The organism is Acinetobacter sp. YH12072 (assembly GCF_013419565.1).
GTDB lineage: Bacteria > Pseudomonadota > Gammaproteobacteria > Pseudomonadales > Moraxellaceae > Acinetobacter.
On sequence record NZ_VOZV01000012.1, the window covers coordinates 38,627 to 58,918 of the forward strand.

Sequence of the window (20,292 nt, forward strand, 5' to 3'; positions counted from 1 at the left end):
GGCCAGTTCAACAGGAACCATCCAGTTCAGGTCAAACCCCATAGGTTCGATATTTAAAGTCATAAAAATTTGGATTGAGGAGGGCCGTTAATTTACAGCCCTTACACAGGTTAAGTTATTCTGCTTTTTGTGGATCGTATAAACGGTCTTTAATAAACAGGGCAGGAATCAAACCGCATAGGAAGTAAGCTGCACCCATTACCAATAGACCAGTACCGATCGAACCATTCATCGCAAGATAACCAATGGTAATTGGAGCGAAGATTGCACCGATACGACCAATATTGAACGCACCGCCAACTGCTGTACCACGAACTCCAGTTGGGAAACTTTCAGTTAGATAGGTTGCATTAATTGCATATGGAATACCGTACAGGAAGCCGAAGATCAGCATCAGTACACCAATGTTATCGGCATTGTGCATATACACGACAACAGGAATAAATAGCGCTGTTCCCATGGTGCCGAAAGCAAACACAATACGGCGACCAATTTTATCAGCCACATAACCTGCAATGATCTTGGCGAACATCATGGTGATAAAGGTACCCACCATGTATAGCGCCATTTCCTTGAATTTAATGCCTAACTCAGCTTCAAGATAACTTGGTAACCAGTTACTTACACCGAAATAACCGAATAGCAGGAAACCAGAGCTGAAAGACCAAAGGATGAACATCTTGCCATGGGTTTTATCTTTAAGAATGGTGATATATGGATTGCCTTTTTTAGCATCATTATCCACGATCTGACCAGTTCTTTTCATTTCACGCACACGTTTCCATGATTCTGGCTCTGGCACCATAAAGTGCATCAGGATACCCAAAGCTAATGGAGCAATTGTGATCCAGTACAGCATACGCCAGCCGAATTCAGGAATGATCCAGCCCGAAATCATGGTAATCACCAATGAACCTAAAGTGAAACCAGTCATCAATGTTGCCAGTACAGTAGTACGGTATTTGGTTGGTACGTATTCTGACATCAAGGTATTACAGGCAATATATAAACAGCCTAAACCCAAGCAAGAAAGGGTACGTAGAATTGAGAATTCAGTATAAGACTGGGCAAAACCTGAATAAGCAGACAATATCGAGAAAGCAATAGTTGCTAATACGATGACACGCACACGTCCAAACTTGTCACAGGCCCATCCACCGACAAAGCCACCAATTCCCATACCCAAAAGAGAATAACTTCCCAAGGCGCCAGCCTGTACAGAAGTCAGTCCCCATTCCGCTTTCAGACTGGTCAAACTGAAAGCCAGAATACCAATGTCTGCACCGTCACATAGTAAAATCAAAAAAGCAAAGACAAAGGCCGTCATCCACAGGCGTTTAGGTGCCTGTTTGACGGTGCCGTCGGAGGAGACTCCCGTTTTAGTTTCCTCAGCTACGATGGTATCGCTTGTCATTCTTATATCCTCTATAAATTAAAAGTAGCATTTCCTCTGCTACCGCTAAATCCATTTTCTTCCTCACGGAAAAGCATTTTCCTTATCTACGGTCTAAGCGTCTGTGCACATTCGTCCTGTTACGATCAGGCTGGATCTGATTTTTCCGTTTCACCTTGAGTGAAAAATCACTGAACAACGTAGTATCCTTATGACGGAAATTAATTTTTTTATTTTGTATTGTGGTTATTATTTACATAAATGAATAACCAAAATTCGAATTAAATAATTAATTCCGTATTGCGAAATCAATTAATCATAAAATAGCCAACTGAACAAGAGTTTTTACTCTAATTTTTATTAAAAAATAACTTTTTTGAGTTTTTGAGAGAAAAAATCTTGATTTATGGGTTTAGAAACCGTAGTTTTATATAAAATAAAATTTCGCTATACAAAATAAATGGAGATTTTTGATGGAACAGGTAGTTCAAGTAGAGCAAATCTCGACACATGTGGCGATGGTCAAGATCCATCGTCCAGAAGCTAAAAATGCCCTGAATACAGAAGTACGTCAGAAACTGGCTGCGGCTTTTCTGCAATTGAATGATGATGAAAATATCCGCGCCATTATTCTCACTGGTGGTGAAACTGACTTCGCAGCAGGTGCAGACCTTAAAGAATTAGCCAATGCTGAAACGATCCAGATGATGCAACGTCGTACTGAGCGTTACTGGCAAGCCATCGCACAATGTTCAAAGCCGGTGATCGCAGCAGTAAACGGTTATGCATTGGGCGGCGGTTGTGAACTGGCGATGCATGCTGACATTATTATTGCCGGGAAAAGTGCCCAGTTCGGTCAGCCTGAAGTCAAAGTAGGGGTGATGCCGGGTGCTGGTGGTACACAGCGTTTATTTCGTGCCGTGGGTAAATTCCATGCGATGCGTATCATCATGACGGGTTGTCTGGTGCCTGCACCAGAAGCGTATCAGATTGGTTTGGTGTCTCAAGTAACGGAAGACAGCGAAACCCTGGCAACAGCAATCAAAATGGCAGAAGGTCTGGCAAAAATGCCGCCAATCGCGCTGGAACAAATCAAGGAAGTGGCTTTACTGGCTGAAGATGTGCCACTCAATGCCGGATTAATGCTGGAACGTAAATCCTTCCAGATGCTGTTTTCTTCAGAAGATCAAAAAGAAGGTATGCAAGCCTTTATCGAAAAACGTAAACCAAATTATCAGGGACGATAAGCATGAGCATTCAAATTCAGAAAATCGGTATTATTGGCGTAGGTACGATGGGTGCGGGCATTGCCCAGATCGCAATTCAATCTGGCCATGATGTGGTGCTGTTTGATGCCAAAGCGGGTGCTGCTGAACAGGCACAGGAAAAGCTGGCTAAAACATTAAATACCCTGGCTGATAAAGGTAAATTCAGCCATGAAAAAGCTGCTGAAGATCTTGCTCATTTATCCATTGCCCAGCAGATCGAAGACCTGAAAGATTGCGATTTAATCGTTGAAGCGATTATTGAAAATCTGGAAATCAAACAAAAGCTGATGCAGCAACTGGAAGGTATCGTAAAACCGGAAGCAATTCTGGCATCCAATACATCTTCACTGTCTATCAGTGCGATTGCCGCCAATTGCAGCCAACCGGAACGCGTTGCCGGTTATCACTTCTTTAACCCAGTACCACTGATGAAAGTGGTTGAGGTCATTGAAGGCTTTAATACCCGTGCTGATATTGTGGATGCGCTTACTCAGTTATCTACAAAAATGGGACATCGCCCGGTAAAAGCCAAAGATACCCCAGGATTTATCATTAACCATGCTGGTCGTGCCTTTGGTAGTGAAGCCTATGCGATTCTGAATGAAAATGTCACTCCATTTTATGACATTGACCGCATCTATCGTGACGGCATCGGTTTCAAGATGGGACCATTCGAGTTAGGCGATCTGACCGGGATGGATGTATCTCATCCGGTAAGTGAATCGATTTATCACCAATATTATGAAGAAACACGTTACCGCCCAAGCGTGATTACCCGCCAGCGTTTTATTGCTAAACAGCTAGGCCGTAAAACTGGTAAAGGTTTTTACGATTATACCTCGGGGAGCAAAGTAGGTGATGTGGCTCCAACCTTGGTTGAAAAGCTGGATCAATATCCATCGGTTTGGCTGGGTACAGAATATAGCGAAGACCGTCAAGCGCTTGAGCAATATCTACAGCAGTTCAACATCCAGATCGAGCAGACTGACGCACCTTCAGCAGATGCTTTAATTTTAATTGCGACTTATGGTGAAGATGCCACTTCAGCAGCAGTCCGTTATCAAGTATCTCCGCAGCAAGTAGTCTGTATCGATCTGCTTTATGGCCTGAATAAACACCGTACTTTAATGCCAACGTTTGTGACCAAAGCTGAACTGGTAAATGCAGCACAATCGATTTTCAATCTGGATGGTGTGACTGCGAGCACAATTCAGGAAAGCGTCGGCTTTGTGGCGCAACGTGCTTTAGCAATGATTGTGAATCTTGGCTGTGATATTGCCCAGCAAGGTGTTGCCACTGTAGAAGATATCAACGTTGCCGTGAAGTTAGGCCTTGGTTATCCATACGGCCCAATTGAATGGGGCGATGTATTAGGCGCTGAAAAAATTCTGAAAATTCTAGACCGTATGACGGCGATTACCCGTGACCAGCGTTACCGTCCAAGTCCTTGGTTACGCCGCCGCGTTCAACTCGGTTTACCTCTTGTTCATACTACACATTAATTAAAAAGTTAAAGGAATAACACTCATGTTAAATGCTTATATTTATGATGGTTTACGTTCTCCAATCGGTCGCCATGCAGGAAGCCTGGCCACTGTGCGTCCAGATGATCTGGCAGCAACAGTCATTAAAAATCTGCTAGAAAAAACCGGTATTCCAGCAGCTGACGTAGAAGATGTGATCTTTGGTAGCACGAACCAAGCCGGTGAAGACAGCCGTAATGTGGCTCGATTTGCAGCATTGCTTGCTGGTATGCCAGTGACCGTTCCAGGTCAAACAGTTAACCGTCTATGTGCGTCGGGCCTGGGTGCTGTGATCGATTCAGCACGTGCCATTACCGCAGGTGAAGGCGAACTGTATATTGCAGGTGGTGTAGAGAGCATGACACGTGCACCGTTTGTAATGGCTAAAGCTGAAAGCGCGTATTCACGTGATGCCAAAATCTATGACACCACGATTGGTACACGTTTCCCGAACCGTAAATTCACCGATCAGTTTGGCGCGCACAGCATGCCGGAAACAGGTGATAACGTCGCTGAAGAGTTTGGCATTACGCGTGAACAGGCAGATACTTTTGCTGCTGCATCACAAGCGAAATATCAAGCTGCAAAAGAAGCAGGTTTCTTTGAAGGTGAAATTACCCCGATTGAAGTTTCACAAGGGCGTAAATTGCCGCCTAAATTAGTGACTGAAGATGAACATCCACGTCCATCTTCAACATTTGAAGCATTATCCAAGCTAAAACCGCTTTTCGAAGGTGGTGTAGTGACTGCGGGTAACGCATCAGGTATCAATGACGGCGCTGCAGCACTGATTATCGGCAGTGAAAAAGTTCAGGAACAGTATGGCTTAAAACCTTTAGCACGTATCCTGTCTTCTGCAGCCGCTGGCATTGAGCCACGCATCATGGGCGCGGGTCCAATCGAAGCAATCAAAAAAGCCGTAAAACGTGCAGGTTTGACGCTAGATGATATGGACATTATCGAGATCAATGAAGCATTTGCCAGCCAGGTATTATCTTGCTTGAAAGGCCTGGATGTTGCATTTGATGATCCGCGTGTGAATCCAAATGGTGGTGGTATTGCGATTGGCCATCCATTGGGCTGTTCAGGTGCTCGTTTGGCTTTAACTGTTGCGCGTCAATTACAGCGTACGGGTAAAAAATATGCCGTGATCAGCTTATGTATCGGTCTGGGTCAAGGTCTTGCGATGGTGATTGAAAACCCTGAAGCTGCATAACCACTTTAGTCATCGTATTAATGCCATGTATAGCTGATATACATGGCATTTTTTATTGGACTATTTATATAGAAATAAAAATCCCTGCATATCGCAGGGATTAATTAAATCAGCGTAAGGATTATTTGCGGCCAGTGACCAATAAAGTTGCTGAACCAAAGGCATAAATTTTACCGTCTTTGTCGATAATTCGTCCTTCTGAAGTCAGTACATTGCGCCCAATCCGGATCACTTCACCAATCGCAGTATAAGTTTCACCATTTTTCATGGCTTTGAGCATTTTGACATTCAGGTCAATAGTAGAAAAACTGACACCAGCATCAACTGTGGTATGAACCGCTGCACCTGTTACGCTGTCCAGAACAGTAGCGCAAAATCCACCATGAATGCCACCTTGTAGGTTGAAATGACGTTCATCTGGATAAACTTCATATTCCACGTAGTTTTCACGGACGACACTGAGTTTCATGGGAATCAGTTGTCCCATCGCTGAACCAGGCAATTCGCCATTTTTAATTGCAGTTAGATATTCAAGTCCATTCATTTGAGCTGTAGTCATATAACTTCCCTTTAATAAAATATTTCGCTTTATGAAATAATATTCTGTTTTTCTAAAATTATGATATAACAGATAGTGATCGAAATGCTATATTTTTCCAGGATGGAATGATGACAATAAAAAATCTCGTTACAGCTGCTGAATGGCAGGCACGCTGTGAACTGGCTGCGCTTTATCGCATTATTGCGCATTATCGGATGACTGACTTGATTGATACTCATATCAGCCTAAGAGTTCCAGATCAGCCAGATTGCTTTCTGATTAATCAATATGGGGTCGCATTTGAAAAAATGCGTGCCTCAACGCTGGTGAAGATTAATCATGAAGGGCAGGTGGTAGAAAGCTATGAACAAGACAAGCCAGTCAATATGGCAGGCTTTGTGATTCATTCTGCAATTCATGACGCGCATCCTCATCTGAACTGTGTCATTCATACGCATACCGCGGATGGAATTGCTGTTTCTGCGCAGAAACACGGCCTTCTCCCAATTTCCCAGCATGCCATGAAATTTTATCAGCATGTGGCCTATCACGAATATGAAGGCGTTGCGCTTTCAACTAACGAACAAGAACGCTTGATTCAGGACTTGGGCGACCATCGTGCCATGATTTTACGCAATCACGGGCTATTAACAGCTGGGGAAACCATTGCACGGGCTTTTCATGAAATCTATTTCCTGGAACGCGCCTGTCAGGCACAGGTGAAGGCCTTAAGCGGCGGTGCCGAGTTGCATTATCCAGCTGAAGAAGTCCGAATTAAAACAGCCAAACAGTTCGCCAGTCCTCTCATTGAACCGATTTTACAGCGTGCCTGGCAGGCCGCTTTGTCCCTGATTGAGCATCAATATACGGAGTATGCATCATGATTGTTATTTCCAGTTCTGTACCAAATATTGAAGCCATTCTGGTCAAGTCTTTTCAAAAATATGCGCCAGCTGGTAGTTTCTGTACAGTTGACAGCCCTGAAGCTGAACAGGCAACCACGGTTGCTGCCTGGTTTCCAGATCTGGAAAAAGTGCAGCAGCTACCAAAGCTTGGCCTGATTCATTCGATTGCTGCTGGGGTAGAACATTTAAACTTAAATGCTGTACGCCCAGATCAAGCCGTTTGCCGGGTACTGGATCCACATCACCAAAAGGGCATGTTTGATTATCTGCTTTGGGGCGTGCTGTATTTTCAGCGTTATTTTGACCGCATGATCCAACAGCAAAAGCAGCAGCTGTGGAAGCAGTATCGCCAGAGCTATAGCCATCATATCCAGATCGGGATTATGGGACTGGGGCATATGGGCGGATACGTAGCAGAACGTTTCGCAGACATGGGCTATCAAGTCTCTGGTTGGTCGAATTCCCCAAAAGACATTAATCAAGTCAAAAGTTATGTGGGCCAAGAACAGCTTTCCGAATTCCTGGCTCAAAGTCAGATTCTGATTAACCTACTACCACTTACTGAAGAAAATACCGGTATTCTTTCTGCTGAATTATTTCAGCAACTGCCTGAACAGGCGGCTTTGATTCATGTCGGGCGTGGCCAGCATTTAATCGAGCAGGATTTATTGGATGCGCTGGATTCAGGTCATCTTCGTGGTGCGATTGTTGATGTGTTTGAGCAGGAGCCGTTACCTGTGGACCATCCATTCTGGCAGCATGAAAAAATTGTGGTGACACCACATGTTGCCTCACATGCCCCAATGTCTGTGGTGGTAGAGCAGATACTGGAAAATGACCGCCGATTAAATCAGGGCCTGGATTTGTGTCATCAGGTGGATGTCAATAAAGGCTATTAATTGTAGAGATACAGACAAAAAAATAAGGAAATTGATGATGTGGGAAATGATTCAGACCCAGGTTCAGCAAGGCGTTGCCACTTTAAGTTTTAACCGTCCAGATTCACTGAACAGTTTCAATCGGCAAATGCATGAGGAAGTGCAGCAGGTGCTGAAAAGCTGGAATACAGACTCGGATATTCGGGTGATTGTGATTCGTGGTAATGGTCGGGCATTTTCAGCGGGACAGGATTTAAAAGAACGTGCCGGGCAGCTCGGTAGTGTGCCGTTGCCTCCCGAAGGCTCTCTAGCCAAATATTATAATCCTTTGATCAACCTGATTCGTAAAAGTCCCAAACCGGTGCTTGCGGCAGTAAATGGTGTGGCTGCCGGTGCAGGGGCCAATATCGCGCTGGCTTGCGATCTGGTTATTGCCAAGGAAAGTGCCAAATTTATTCAAGCCTTTTCTAAAATTGGCTTAATTCCTGATGCCGGCGGCACCTGGATGTTGCCGCGTTTGATCGGCTATGCACGTGCCATGGCACTGACTTTACTTGGTGAGCCTGTGCATGCCAAAGAAGCGGCTGAAATGGGTATGATCTGGAAAATGATCCCTGATGCAGAATTTGATGCTTATATCGATGAGCTTGCACAGCGACTGGCACGACAGCCGACCTATGCACTGGCCTTAACCAAACAGGCTTTGCAACGCAGTGCTGAAAATAGCATGGATCAGCAACTGGAGCTGGAACAAAACCTGCAATACTTGGCCTTAAGTAGCCAGGACTACAAAGAGGGTGTGCAGGCCTTTGTTGAAAAACGTCCTGCACAATTTACCGGACGCTAAGGAGAACATTCATGAACATTCAAACGCGTATCACCGAGCTTTTAGGCATTCGCTATCCGATTATTCAGGGCGGCATGATGTGGGTCGGTACCGCAGAAATGGCCAGTGCAGTCTCCAATGCGGGTGGTTTGGGAACGCTGACGGCATTGACACAACCCACACCTGAAGCGCTGACCAAGGAAATTGCACGTTGCCGTGAAATGACGGATCAGCCTTTTGCGGTCAATTTAACTTTATTACCCGCTGTAAACCCACCGCCGTATGCCGAATATCGTCAGGCCATTATTGAAAGTGGAATCAAGATTGTAGAAACGGCAGGTAACAAGCCACATGAACATATTGAGGCCTTTAAACAGCACGGCATCATTGTGATTCATAAATGTACCTCGGTCAGACATGCACTTTCAGCACAACGAATCGGTGCGGATGTGATCTCGATTGACGGTTTTGAATGTGCCGGCCATCCGGGTGAAGATGATATTCCTGGACTAATCCTGATTCCAGCAGCCGCTGATCAGCTCACTATACCGATTGTAGCGAGTGGTGGTTTTGCGGATGGTCGTGGTCTGGTAGCAGCACTCGCTTTAGGTGCTGAAGGCATCAATATGGGGACACGTTTCTGTGCCACACAAGAAGCGCCAATCCATCCCAACATCAAGCAGTTTTATGTCGACAATGATGAAAGGGCAACGCATCTGCTTTACCGCCAGTTCAGAAATACTGCGCGTGTTGCCAAAAATGCGGTATCTAACCTCGTCGTTAAAATGGGTGAAGATCCAAATCTGGAATTTGAACAGATTCGCCCTTATGTCAGTGGCTTAAAAGGCAAGCTGGCTTTGGAAAATGGCGATGTAGATGCAGGCGTACTGACAGCAGGTCAAGTCATGGGATTGATCCATGATATCCCGACCTGTCAAACGCTGATTGACAATATCATGCAAGAAGCAGAACAGATTGTTCAGCAACGTTTGGCTCAGTTTTTCCCGCGCTAGATCGATTTATTTTGATCATTTAATAAAAAGCCATTCATTACCGAATGGCTTTTTTATACCAAAGTTTTAATTTTTTAAATGTGATTTTTTATGTCATGACTAGATTTTATCCATGCACTTATATTATATTCGACCTAAAACATAATTTCGTATTATGAAATTAATTGTCATAAATATACAAATTAGAACTCATACAAGGGAATTACGATGAGAAATTATATTGCGCCATTAAAAGACATGAAGTTTGTCCTGAAAGATCTGCTCAATGTTGAACAGAAATACGAAGGCTATGCAAAGTTCGCAGACAAAGTTTCTATGGATATTATGGAACAATATCTGGAAGTCGCTGCTGACTTTTGCCAAAACGAACTTCTACCAATTAATGCGACAGGCGACCAGCAGGGCTGCCGTCTGCAAGATGGCGTCGTGACTACACCGGATGGTTTTAAAGCTGCTTATGACAAATATGTAGAACTTGGTTTTACCTCATTAACTGGTGATGAAAAATATGGTGGCCAAGGCTTCCCGACCTTATACCGTATTGCCATTTCAGAAATTATTACGGCGACTAACTGGTCTTGGGGTATGTACCCAGGCCTGTCACATGGTGCGATGCGTACCTTAGAGCATCATGGTAGCGATGAACAGAAACAGAAATTCCTGGTACCTTTAATTGCAGGTCGCTGGACCGGAACCATGTGTTTGACTGAATCACATGCCGGTTCTGATCTGGGCCTGATCCGTACCAAAGCGGTGCCAAATGAAGATGGCAGCTACAGCATCAGCGGTGAGAAAATCTTTATTTCTGCAGGTGAGCATGACCTGGCGGAAAATATCGTGCATATCGTATTGGCACGTTTACCGGATGCACCAGCAGGTACTAAAGGTATTTCACTGTTTATCGTGCCTAAATACAATCTGGATGAAGCTGGAAATGTGGCTTCACGCAATGGCGTGGTGTGTAGCGCAATTGAACACAAGATGGGTATTCATGGCAATGCGACCTGTGTACTGAATTTTGATAATGCCAAAGGTTTCCTGATCGGGCCTGAAAACCGCGGCTTGAACTGCATGTTTACTTTTATGAACTCTGCGCGTATTGGTACAGCGATTCAAGGTTTGGCTGCAGCTGAATCTTCTTATCAAGGCGCATTGGCTTATGCCAAAGACCGTCTGGCCATGCGTTCACTTGAAGGTGCGAAAGAGCCAAACCTGCCTGCGGATCCAATTATCGTGCATCCAGCAGTGCGTAATATGCTACTGACTCAAAAGGTATTTGCAGAAGGTTCACGTGCCTTGGCTTATTATCTGGCAACGTATGCTGATATCGCTGAAGCAACGGATAATCCTGAAGAGAAGAAAGCTGCAGAAGACCGTCTGGCATTATTGACCCCAATTGCTAAAGCCTTAATGACCGAAACAGGTGTAGAAGCTGCCAAACACGGTATGCAGGTCTTTGGTGGACACGGCTATATTGCTGAACATGGCATGGAACAGATTGCCCGTGATGCACGTATTGCCAGTCTGTATGAAGGTACTACTGAAATTCAATCAATCGACTTGCTGGCGCGTAAAGTGCTAGGTTCAAAATTGGGTTTGCTCACTGCATTAACGGATGAGATTCAGGGCTTTGTTAAAGAGCATCAGCAACATGCCCAGTTTAACCAGCAGGTTGCACAAGTGAGCCAGCTGACTGAGCAATGGCTAGAATTAACCAAAACGATTCAGGCTCAGGCACAACAGTCTGCCAATGAAATCGGTGCGGCATCTGTGGATTACCTATATTTCTCTGGTTATGTGGTGTCTTCGTATTTATGGCTGAAAATGGCGATTACGGCGCAGCAAAAAATTGAGGAAGGCAATACTGATCCGTTCTATGCAGCGAAGATTAAAACCGCGCAATTCTTCTTTGCACGTATTCTGCCAAGAACTTCAACCCACATTGCCAATATTCAGGCCGGTGGTGAGAGCCTGTTCCTGCTGACTCCTGAAGAGTTCAAATTCGATTAATCCTTTTACCCACGATCAATCTTTCGATCGTGGGTCTTTTTTTCTTACTACTTTTTTATCCTGCACAAAATTCAATATCGATGAGTACTTTTTAGTATTGCATCGGCCATAAAACAACAAGATCAGGAGTCTATATGGATTTAGACACGATTACTCGACAATGTCCTTATGGTGATCAACAACTGACTTATCATGAAGTCGGAGAGAAATCCTCATATCCCACCATTATTCTGATTCATGGCACAGGTGGAAATACGGACAAACATTTCAGCTATATTTTTCCCATGCTCGGTATTCATCAGCGGGTTTTATCAATTGATTTGCATACCCCGGATAAATCCGATTTAGCAGTGACTGATTTTAGTCAACAAGTTGAAGCACTGATCCAGTATGCAGTGGCAGAAGATGAAGCAATTACCGTGGTGGGTTATTCACTCGGTGCCGTGATTGCTGCACAAGTAGCCGCGAGTCTTAGACAGCGCGTAGCACATTTGATTCTGTTAGCGGGTTGGGCAAAAACCAGTTCGGTGCAACAACTACGGACCGCGATCTGGCAACAGCTATTTAATGATCAATCTGCGGCATTGCCACATTTTGTGAATTATTGCCTGTATAGCGATGACTATCTGTCAGCCCGTTCTGAAAAACAGGTGCTTGATCTGGCACGCTTTGTAAAGCCTTCCCAAGATGCAGCCAAACAGCGTGAACTGAATTATCGCATTGATATTACTGCCATCTTGCCAGATATCTCTGCAGAGACATTAATCGTGGCTTGCCGTGAAGACCGCATGGTGCCATTAGCCCAAGCAAAATTACTCTTTGCTTCGATTCAGAACAGCCGATATATCGAAATTGCTTCAGGGCATGCGATCCATATCGAAGCGCCAGCAGAAGTGGTGCAACTGATCAACCAGTTTAGCCAGCATCCAGAACAGTATCCGGCGAATCAAAAAATCCAGCCCATGATGCCGTAAAAAAGGAGAAAAATAATGCAAGCTCAAGGACAGCGCAGCAAGATTTTAATTGTAGGCAGCGGTTTCGGTGGATTAGGCATGGCGATCCGTCTTAAACAGCAGGGCATTCACGATTTTAAAATCATTGAACGTGCAGCAGAAGTAGGGGGAACATGGCGTGATAACACCTATCCCGGCGTCGCCTGTGATGTACCGTCACATTTATATTCTTTCTCTTTCATTAAAAATCCCAATTGGTCACGTGTCTTTCCGCAAGGGGCAGAAATTCAGCGCTATTTGATTCAATGCTGTGATCAGGAAAATATCCGGCCACATATTGATTTTCATACACAACTGGAAAAAGCCAGCTGGAATACCGAAAAACGTAGCTGGAATATTCAGACCTCTAAAGGTGTTTATGAAGCGGAATTTTTAATTACCGCTACTGGGCATCTGGCAGATGAACATCTCCCACAAATTCCGGGACTAGAAGAATTCCAAGGTCAGGTGATGCATTCTGCACGCTGGAATCACGAAGTTAATCTGGATAATCAGCGCGTCGTTGTCGTAGGTTCAGGGGCTTCTGCTATTCAGCTTGTACCGGAAATTGCCAAAACAGCAAAAAGTCTGACCGTATTGCAACGCAGTGCACCGTATATTTTGCCGCGACCAGACCGACCTTATTCTGAGTCAGAAAAACAGCTCTTCCGCAAAGATCCGGACAGCATGTCAGCGTTAAGACATTCCTTGTTCTGGGGTAATGAATACAATTTTGCCCAGCGCCGTAATCTGAAAAGCCAGATCGAGCGGGTCAAGAAAAATTGTCTGCAATTTTTAAAACATCAGATTTCAGATCCTGAATTACAGCAGAAACTCACACCGAATTATGAACCGGGCTGCAAGCGTTTATTGCTGTCCAATGATTATTATCCGACTTTTCTAAAACCCAATGTCACGCTTGAAAATTCAGCTTTGGCTGAAATTACGAAAGACGGTGTAATCAGTAAGTCCGGCAATGAATTCCCTGCAGATATCATCGTATTCGCCACCGGGTTTGAAGCGGCACGTCCACCCTATGCGGCAAAGGTGGTAGGTAAACAGGGTTTAAGCCTGGAGCAGCAATGGTCTAGTGGTATGCAGGGTTATCAATCTACGACCGTCCATAACTTTCCAAACTTGTTTATTCTAAATGGTCCTAATACCGGAAGTGGGCATAACTCAGCACTTTATTTCCTGGAAACCCAATTTGATCTGGTACTGGACGCCTTGCAGTTTTTTGAACAGGAACAGATTCAGGTCTTTGAAGCTGATCAAGATGCTGAAAATGCCTATATGCAGGAGTTACAGCAGCTTTCCCAAGGCAGTGTCTGGTTATCAGAAAGCTGTAAAAGCTGGTATCTGGACCCGCTGAGTCGCAAGCTGACTTTGGTCTGGCCAGATTATGCGCATTCATTCAGAGACAAAAACCAGCATTTTATTCGCAGTGGTTACTATTATGAATACATGGAAAATGCTCAAAGAAAAGTTGTCTGATTTTTAAATTTTACTCATTAAAAAACCAGTCTATTTGACTGGTTTTTTATCAAAAGATGATGGAGATTAATCTGCTTTTTGCGGATCATATAAGCGGTCACGTATAAACAGTGCAGGAATCAGACCGCAAATAAAATAGGCACCGGCCATTACCAGTAGACCTGTTCCAATTGAGCCTCCATGAGCAAAATATCCAATTGTAAGTGGTGCAAATACTGCTCCGATACGACCTATATTAAATGCGCCGCCTACAGCAGTACCACGAATCGAAGTAGGGAAGCTTTCAGTCATATATGTGGCATTAATGGCAAATGGCATACCATATAAGAAGCCGAACATGAGCATCAGGTACAAAATATTGGTCGGTGTATTGAAATAAATTACAATCGGAAGAAACAGGGCTGTGCCCATGGTTCCAAAAGCGAACAAGGCACGTCGTCCGAAACGATCTGCCAGAATGCCTGCGACGATCTTGGCAAAAATCATGATCATAAACGTGCCAACCATATAGCCAGTCATGGCCTTAAAACTGATGCCCAGATTCGATTCCAGATAGGCAGGTAACCAGTTACTTAAACCGGCATAACCAAATTGCAGGGCACCTGCACTTAAAATCCATAGTAAAAACATCCAGCGGTGATTTTTATCTTTGAGAATGACTTTATAAGGATTCTGCTTTTTCACCTTAACTTTGCTAGCTGCTTCCTGACGTTTTAATTCACGTGAACGTAGCCATGAATCCGGTTCAGGAACAAGAAAATAAAGCAGAAAAGCCAGAACGATCGGGCAAATGGTAATCCAGTACAGCATACGCCAGCCATATTCAGGAATAATCCAGCCCGCCAGTAAAGTTGCACATAATGAACCTAAGGTAAAACCGGCCATAAGTGCTGCCAGAACAGTCGTCCGGTATTTTGTCGGAACATATTCTGACATTAAGGTATTACAGGCGATGTATAGGGAACCCAGTCCAATAGCTGCAATACTGCGGATAATTAAAAACTGATGGTAAGATTCTACAAAGCCCAAGGTGCAGGATAAGCTGGAAGCAAGAATCATATAAAATACAATAACTTTCACCCGGCCAAAACGGTCACAGGCCCAACCGCCAATTAATCCGCCAATCACTCCACCGACCAGACTCCAGCTCCCTAAGGCACCTGCCTGAACCGTGGTTAAATTAAATTCAGCTTTGATACTGGTGAGGCTATAGGCCAAAAAAGCCAGATCAACACCGTCTGTAAGTAAAATAAGAAAACATAGAATAAACGCGGTCATCCATATTTTTTAGGCTGAACTGTGACTCGTTCAGCTTCTAGCACTGAAGTTTCATACGTCATCATCGACATCCTTTTCTTGTTACATTGCTGTTTTATAAGAATGAATCCACATTCTTTTGTTGATTTACTGATTTATTATTTCGCTATAAGAAATGTTATATTATTAATTGATAAAATATATCCAAATAATTAGCCATAAAATTCGTGATTTTATTTGTAAAAATTTGAAATTAGCCAAATATTGCATTGATTTGGGAGGAAAGATAACGTTATTATTTTTTAATCAAAATAAAGTTTCACGATACAAAATAAATTTAAAATCAAGGATAGGAGTGCTGTAATGACAAGTCAGCCATGGATGGAAGAATATAAAAAATGGAATGTCAATCCGGAATTTACCCGGCCCGATCCTGACAAAACTTTGAGTACGACGATTGCTGAGAATCTGCTTAAGTTTAAGGATAAGACTGCATTCTTTTATCTGGATCGAAAGTTCAGCTATCAGGAGATTGATGTTTATAGCCAGAAACTGGCTACTTACCTACAGAATCTAGGCCTAGCAGCCGGTAGCCGCATCGCGGTGATGTTGCCGAATATTATTCAATATCCGATTGCGACTTTCGCGATTATTCGTGCGGGTTATATTCTGGTTAATGTAAACCCGATGTACACCCAACGTGAGTTGTATCATCAAGTTCAGGATTCAGGAGCAGAAGCCTTGATTATTCTGGGCTCAACCTTAGAACAGTTAAATAATCTGGATGAATGTTCTGCGCTAAAACATGTGATTTCTACCCATCCACTCGATTTCATTCAGGATCAGTCAGTTTCAATTTATAGCCAAACAGCGCAATATCCTGATAAACATTTTTCTGACTTTAAGCAGGCGATTGATCAGGTACAGGTGATTGATTTTGTAGCGCCTGTACAGCAGCAGGAAGATACTGTCATTCTGCAATATACCGGTGGGACTACAGGTGTTTCCAAAGGGGCTGAACTCAGTCATCGCAATATCTTATTTAATATTGCCCAGAACAGTACGGTGTTTATCAGCCATTTTGGTGACCGCTATGCCACTGAAGAAGAATATGTGTTTTGTGCCTTGCCGCTGTATCACATTTATGGTTTTACCATCTGCCTGTTCAGTTATGGACTAAGTCGCGGTTTTGCCAATGTCCTGATTCCAAATCCAAGAGATCTGGATGCATTGGTAGATCAATATCATAAGCATCCACCGACGGTGTTTCCGGGCGTGAATACCATGTTTAATGCATTGGCTCATCATCCACGTTTCCGCGAGCTGGATCACTCACGCCTAAAAACCACGACAGGCGGTGGTGCATCTGTTTTAAAAAATACAGCAGAATTATGGTACGAAGTCACAGGCTGTCATATCTATGAAGGCTACGGTCTTTCTGAGACCTCACCAACGGCAACATTTAACCCACCTTTAAGCAAGCGCTTTAGCGGTAGTATTGGCTTGCCATTGGCAGGCACAGAAATTCAGATTCTGGATGATGAAGGAAAACCTGTAGCACTTCATCAGGCTGGAGAAATTGCTATTCGCGGCCCTCAGGTGATGAAAGGTTACTGGAAGCAACCGGAAGCAACAGCACAGGTATTTACCAAAGATGGTTTCTTCCTGACAGGTGATATCGGTTGTATGGACGAGCAGGGTTATATCACTATTCTGGACCGTAAAAAGGACATGATTCTGGTCTCCGGCTTTAATGTCTATCCAAATGAGCTGGAAGGCGTTTTATCCAAACATCCTAAAGTACTGGAATGTGCCGTCATTGGAGTGGATGATGAAAAATCTGGACAAGTTCCGAAAGCCTTTATTGTAAAACAGGATACCAGTCTGACCGAGAATGAAGTCATGACTTATCTGAGACTACAATTGACCAGTTATAAGCTGCCAAAATATATTGAGTTTGTGTCTGGATTGCCAAAGTCTGCAGTCGGTAAAATTCTACGCCGTGAGTTGCCTAAAACCGTGCAGCCGGATGCCAAAGCCTGCTGAGAAATGACATAGTCAAAATAAAAAAGGAATCTTTCGATTCCTTTTTTTATTGCTGAGCAGTTTAGCGCTGCTGGATGACTTTTTTACTTTTCAGCTCTTCCATTTCAGCAGGGCTTAAATACTGGCTCAAGATGACGTCGGTATCTTCACCCAGACACGGTGGTGCTTTTTTATATTCTACCGGGGTCTTGGAAAGTTTAATCGGCGAACCAATCGAGGTGTAATCGTCACGTAGAGTATGCGGCATCTGAATGACCATTTCACGCGCCAGAAGCTGTTCTTCTTGCAAAGCCTGTTTCAGGTTATTGATCATGCCCACTGGGACTTTGACTGCATGAATCAGATCTACCCAGTGTTTTGCCGGTTGAGAGTAGAAATGAGCCCGTAAGAGAGTGGTGAGTTCTTCACGATGTGTAACCCGGCCTGAATTTTTCAAGAAACGCGGATCTTCTGCCACTTTGGTCAAACCCACGGCCTGACACAGCGCTTGAAATTGCAGGTCATTCCCACAAGCAATAATGAATTCACCTTCCTGTGCTTTAAACACCTGATAAGGCACAATATTGGCATGGGCATTTCCGAAGCGGCCAGGGACTTTACCTGAGGTCAGATAATTCATGGCTAGAACAGAGAGGGAAGCGACCTGGGTATCCAGCAGTGCCATATCAATATGCTGACCTTCACCAGTTTTTTCACGGGACAATAAAGCAGCTTGAATCGCAATTGCAGCATATAAGCCAGTGGTCAGATCAGCAAAGGCTAGACCTGCTTTTTGCGGACCACCCCCTGGAAGGTCATCACGTTCACCCGTAACACTCATCATACCGCCCATACCCTGAACAATGAAGTCATAGCCTGGTTCTTGCGCACGCGGGCCATTCTGGCCAAAGCCGGTAATTGAACAGTACACCAGACGCGGATTTATCTGGCTCAGACTTTCATAATCCAGACCATATCTTTTCAACGAACCCGCTTTATAGTTCTCAATCACTACATCACTCTGTTCTGCGAGTTTCTTGATAATGCGTTGACCTTCCGGAGTAGATAAATCTACGGCAACTGAATGTTTACCGCGATTGGCTGAAAGATAGTAAGCCGATTCATGGGTATCTTCCTGCTGATTATTTTTAAGCCAAGGTGGTCCCCAGATGCGTGTGTCATCTCCATGATCAGGCTTTTCAATTTTAATCACTTCCGCACCTAAGTCCGCCAGAATCTGGCTACACCAAGGACCAGCCAAAATCCGGCTTAAATCCAGTACACGAAAGCCCGTTAAAGCACCCATCGTTACGCTCCCTGTTCGATGTTATTTAGATTACATGTCATTTTAATAATCGCTTTAAAGCTATATGAAAATGGAAAAACAATCAACTTTACGATACTTAATTTCGTCTAACAAAATAAAACATCTAAAATAATTGAAAAATCATCCTAACTTCTTTAGCCTGATGACGAGAATAAATACGATTCAAAAATAACAGGAGAGGGAAAAGTCTCGGGAATGAGACTACAAGAACAGGAGTAAGTACTGTGCTTTGAAAACGGATCGCGCTTAAAGCGCATGCATACAGAAGTGTGCATACACAAGATCAGAATGAAAAAACCTAAGGATAGGAATAGAGATTTAAATATGACGGAATTAGTAAGAGAACAAGTTTTAGAAAGAGAACTCGCAAAGATAAAACCCACTACCAAACGAACCCAGCAGATTGCCTTTGTCTTTGCCTTTTTGGCACTCCTGGTCGATGGCGCGGACATGCTACTGCTGTCCTTCAGCTTAAACAGCCTGAAAGCAGAATTTGGTTTAAGTAATTTACAAGCCGGTACCTTGGGTAGTTTTACACTGGCGGGTATGGCGATTGGTGGTTTTATTGGTGGCTGGGCTTGTGACCGTTTAGGCCGGGTACGTACAGTCGTTATTTCAATTCTGATCTTTTCAGTATTAACTGCAGCCTTGGGCTTTACCCAAAACTATGAACAGTTCGCGGTACTACGTTTCCTGTCTGCGTTTGGGATCGGGTCTTTATATATTGCAGCCAGTACCCTGATGGCTGAATATGTACCAACCAAATACCGGACTACAATTTTAGGTACCTTACAGGCAGGTTGGACGGTCGGCTATATCGTAGCTACTGTATTGGCAGGTTGGATTATTCCTGAATATGGCTGGCGAACCCTATTTTTTATTGCCATTATTCCCTCGGTTATGGCGATTTTTATCCAGAAACTGGTTCCTGAACCAGAATCGTGGCAGCGTGCAAGATTACTGCGTTTATATGCACCCGCTGAAGAAACCACCAAACAACCTGTTAAGAAAAGTACCATTAAAGAAATCTTTGCAGATCCTGCAAATCGTAAAATGTTTATTTTATGGATTTTTACGGCTGGGTTCCTGCAGTTTGGCTATTACGGTGTAAATAACTGGATGCCGGCTTATCTAGAATCTGAATTACACATGAACTTTAAATCAATGGCGGGCTATATGATCGGGACTTATGTCGCCATGATTTTTGGTAAAGTTCTGGCCGGTTTTGCTGCAGACCGTTTAGGTCGACGCGCCGTTTTCTCTTTTGGCGCGATTGGTACGGCGATTTTTCTACCCGTAATTGTGCTGTTCAACACCCCCGATAATATTGCCTATCTGCTGATTTTCTTTGGTTTCCTATATGGTATTCCATATGCAATTAACGCAACTTATATGACTGAAAGCTTTGCGACGTCAATCCGCGGTACAGCAGTCGGTGGTGCTTATAATGCAGGGCGTATTGGGGCCATGTTTGCGCCTGCGATTATTGGCGCAGCAGCGAGTGGTGGTTCAATTGGCTTGGGCTTCCTGATTATGGGCGGTGCCTATTTCTTGTGTGGTGCAGTGTCTGGGATCTTTATCAAAGATCGTCAATATGACCCACAAAAAGCATAATGATCATTTT

Annotated in this window: 16 protein-coding genes; 12 read left to right on the top strand and 4 right to left on the bottom strand. The window is 43.9% G+C overall.

What is annotated here, in order from left to right:
- Window positions 1–115: 115 nt before the first annotated feature.
- Entirely contained in the window at window positions 116–1,414 is a 1,299-nt protein-coding gene (locus tag FTU19_RS07000; RefSeq protein ID WP_144723707.1) for an MFS transporter, read from the bottom strand.
- A gap of 452 nt (window positions 1,415–1,866) precedes the next feature.
- Between FTU19_RS07000 and FTU19_RS07005 the strand changes: the two genes are divergently transcribed.
- Genes FTU19_RS07005 through FTU19_RS07015 form a run of 3 tightly spaced genes read left to right on the top strand, consistent with a single transcriptional unit; the run spans window position 1,867 to window position 5,400 of the window.
- Window positions 1,867–2,640 (top strand): enoyl-CoA hydratase, encoded by a 774-nt coding sequence (locus FTU19_RS07005; RefSeq protein WP_004785705.1) that lies wholly within the window; start codon window positions 1,867–1,869, stop codon window positions 2,638–2,640.
- 2 nt (window positions 2,641–2,642) lie between these two features.
- The gene (locus FTU19_RS07010; protein WP_180130534.1) at window positions 2,643–4,163 is read left to right on the top strand and encodes a 3-hydroxyacyl-CoA dehydrogenase; all 1,521 of its coding nucleotides are present in this window, start codon (window positions 2,643–2,645) and stop codon (window positions 4,161–4,163) included.
- A gap of 25 nt (window positions 4,164–4,188) precedes the next feature.
- Window positions 4,189–5,400, top strand: coding sequence for a 3-oxoadipyl-CoA thiolase (locus FTU19_RS07015; protein ID WP_104473213.1), 1,212 nt, complete (start codon window positions 4,189–4,191; stop codon window positions 5,398–5,400).
- A gap of 121 nt (window positions 5,401–5,521) precedes the next feature.
- Here FTU19_RS07015 and FTU19_RS07020 read toward each other — a convergent pair whose 3' ends face one another.
- Window positions 5,522–5,959 (bottom strand): PaaI family thioesterase, encoded by a 438-nt coding sequence (locus tag FTU19_RS07020; RefSeq protein ID WP_180130536.1) that lies wholly within the window; start codon window positions 5,957–5,959, stop codon window positions 5,522–5,524.
- 110 nt (window positions 5,960–6,069) lie between these two features.
- On the opposite strand from FTU19_RS07020, the gene FTU19_RS07025 reads away from it, so the two are divergent.
- The 7 genes from FTU19_RS07025 to FTU19_RS07055 all read left to right on the top strand — a co-directional run bounded on the left by FTU19_RS07025 (window position 6,070) and on the right by FTU19_RS07055 (window position 14,059).
- A complete protein-coding gene (locus FTU19_RS07025) occupies window positions 6,070–6,825 on the top strand; it encodes a class II aldolase/adducin family protein (RefSeq protein WP_180130537.1) in 756 nt (251 codons plus the stop codon).
- Entirely contained in the window at window positions 6,822–7,745 is a 924-nt protein-coding gene (locus tag FTU19_RS07030; RefSeq protein ID WP_180053273.1) for a glyoxylate/hydroxypyruvate reductase A, read from the top strand. The genes FTU19_RS07025 and FTU19_RS07030 overlap by 4 nt, the downstream gene beginning before the upstream one ends.
- A gap of 37 nt (window positions 7,746–7,782) precedes the next feature.
- Window positions 7,783–8,571, top strand: coding sequence for an enoyl-CoA hydratase-related protein (locus FTU19_RS07035; protein ID WP_125278514.1), 789 nt, complete (start codon window positions 7,783–7,785; stop codon window positions 8,569–8,571).
- A gap of 11 nt (window positions 8,572–8,582) precedes the next feature.
- The gene (locus FTU19_RS07040) at window positions 8,583–9,563 is read left to right on the top strand and encodes a nitronate monooxygenase family protein (RefSeq protein WP_180130538.1); all 981 of its coding nucleotides are present in this window, start codon (window positions 8,583–8,585) and stop codon (window positions 9,561–9,563) included.
- Window positions 9,564–9,770: 207 nt separating this feature from the next.
- Window positions 9,771–11,573 (top strand): acyl-CoA dehydrogenase C-terminal domain-containing protein, encoded by a 1,803-nt coding sequence (locus FTU19_RS07045; RefSeq protein ID WP_153566521.1) that lies wholly within the window; start codon window positions 9,771–9,773, stop codon window positions 11,571–11,573.
- 134 nt (window positions 11,574–11,707) lie between these two features.
- Window positions 11,708–12,547 (top strand): alpha/beta fold hydrolase, encoded by an 840-nt coding sequence (locus tag FTU19_RS07050; protein WP_180130539.1) that lies wholly within the window; start codon window positions 11,708–11,710, stop codon window positions 12,545–12,547.
- A gap of 15 nt (window positions 12,548–12,562) precedes the next feature.
- A complete protein-coding gene (locus FTU19_RS07055) occupies window positions 12,563–14,059 on the top strand; it encodes an NAD(P)/FAD-dependent oxidoreductase (RefSeq protein WP_180130540.1) in 1,497 nt (498 codons plus the stop codon).
- A 66-nt stretch (window positions 14,060–14,125) separates the two neighbouring features.
- On the opposite strand, the gene FTU19_RS07060 is transcribed toward FTU19_RS07055, so the two are convergent.
- Window positions 14,126–15,337, bottom strand: coding sequence for an MFS transporter (locus FTU19_RS07060; RefSeq protein WP_180130542.1), 1,212 nt, complete (start codon window positions 15,335–15,337; stop codon window positions 14,126–14,128).
- A 342-nt stretch (window positions 15,338–15,679) separates the two neighbouring features.
- On the opposite strand from FTU19_RS07060, the gene FTU19_RS07065 reads away from it, so the two are divergent.
- The gene (locus FTU19_RS07065; RefSeq protein ID WP_180104865.1) at window positions 15,680–17,362 is read left to right on the top strand and encodes an AMP-binding protein; all 1,683 of its coding nucleotides are present in this window, start codon (window positions 15,680–15,682) and stop codon (window positions 17,360–17,362) included.
- Between the two features lie 61 nt (window positions 17,363–17,423).
- On the opposite strand, the gene FTU19_RS07070 is transcribed toward FTU19_RS07065, so the two are convergent.
- Window positions 17,424–18,647 carry a CaiB/BaiF CoA-transferase family protein gene (locus FTU19_RS07070; protein WP_180130544.1) on the bottom strand — a complete coding sequence of 408 codons (1,224 nt, stop codon included), beginning with the start codon at window positions 18,645–18,647 and terminating at the stop codon, window positions 17,424–17,426.
- A gap of 345 nt (window positions 18,648–18,992) precedes the next feature.
- On the opposite strand from FTU19_RS07070, the gene FTU19_RS07075 reads away from it, so the two are divergent.
- Window positions 18,993–20,282, top strand: coding sequence for an MFS transporter (locus FTU19_RS07075; protein ID WP_180130546.1), 1,290 nt, complete (start codon window positions 18,993–18,995; stop codon window positions 20,280–20,282).
- The last annotated feature ends 10 nt before the right edge of the window (window positions 20,283–20,292 follow it).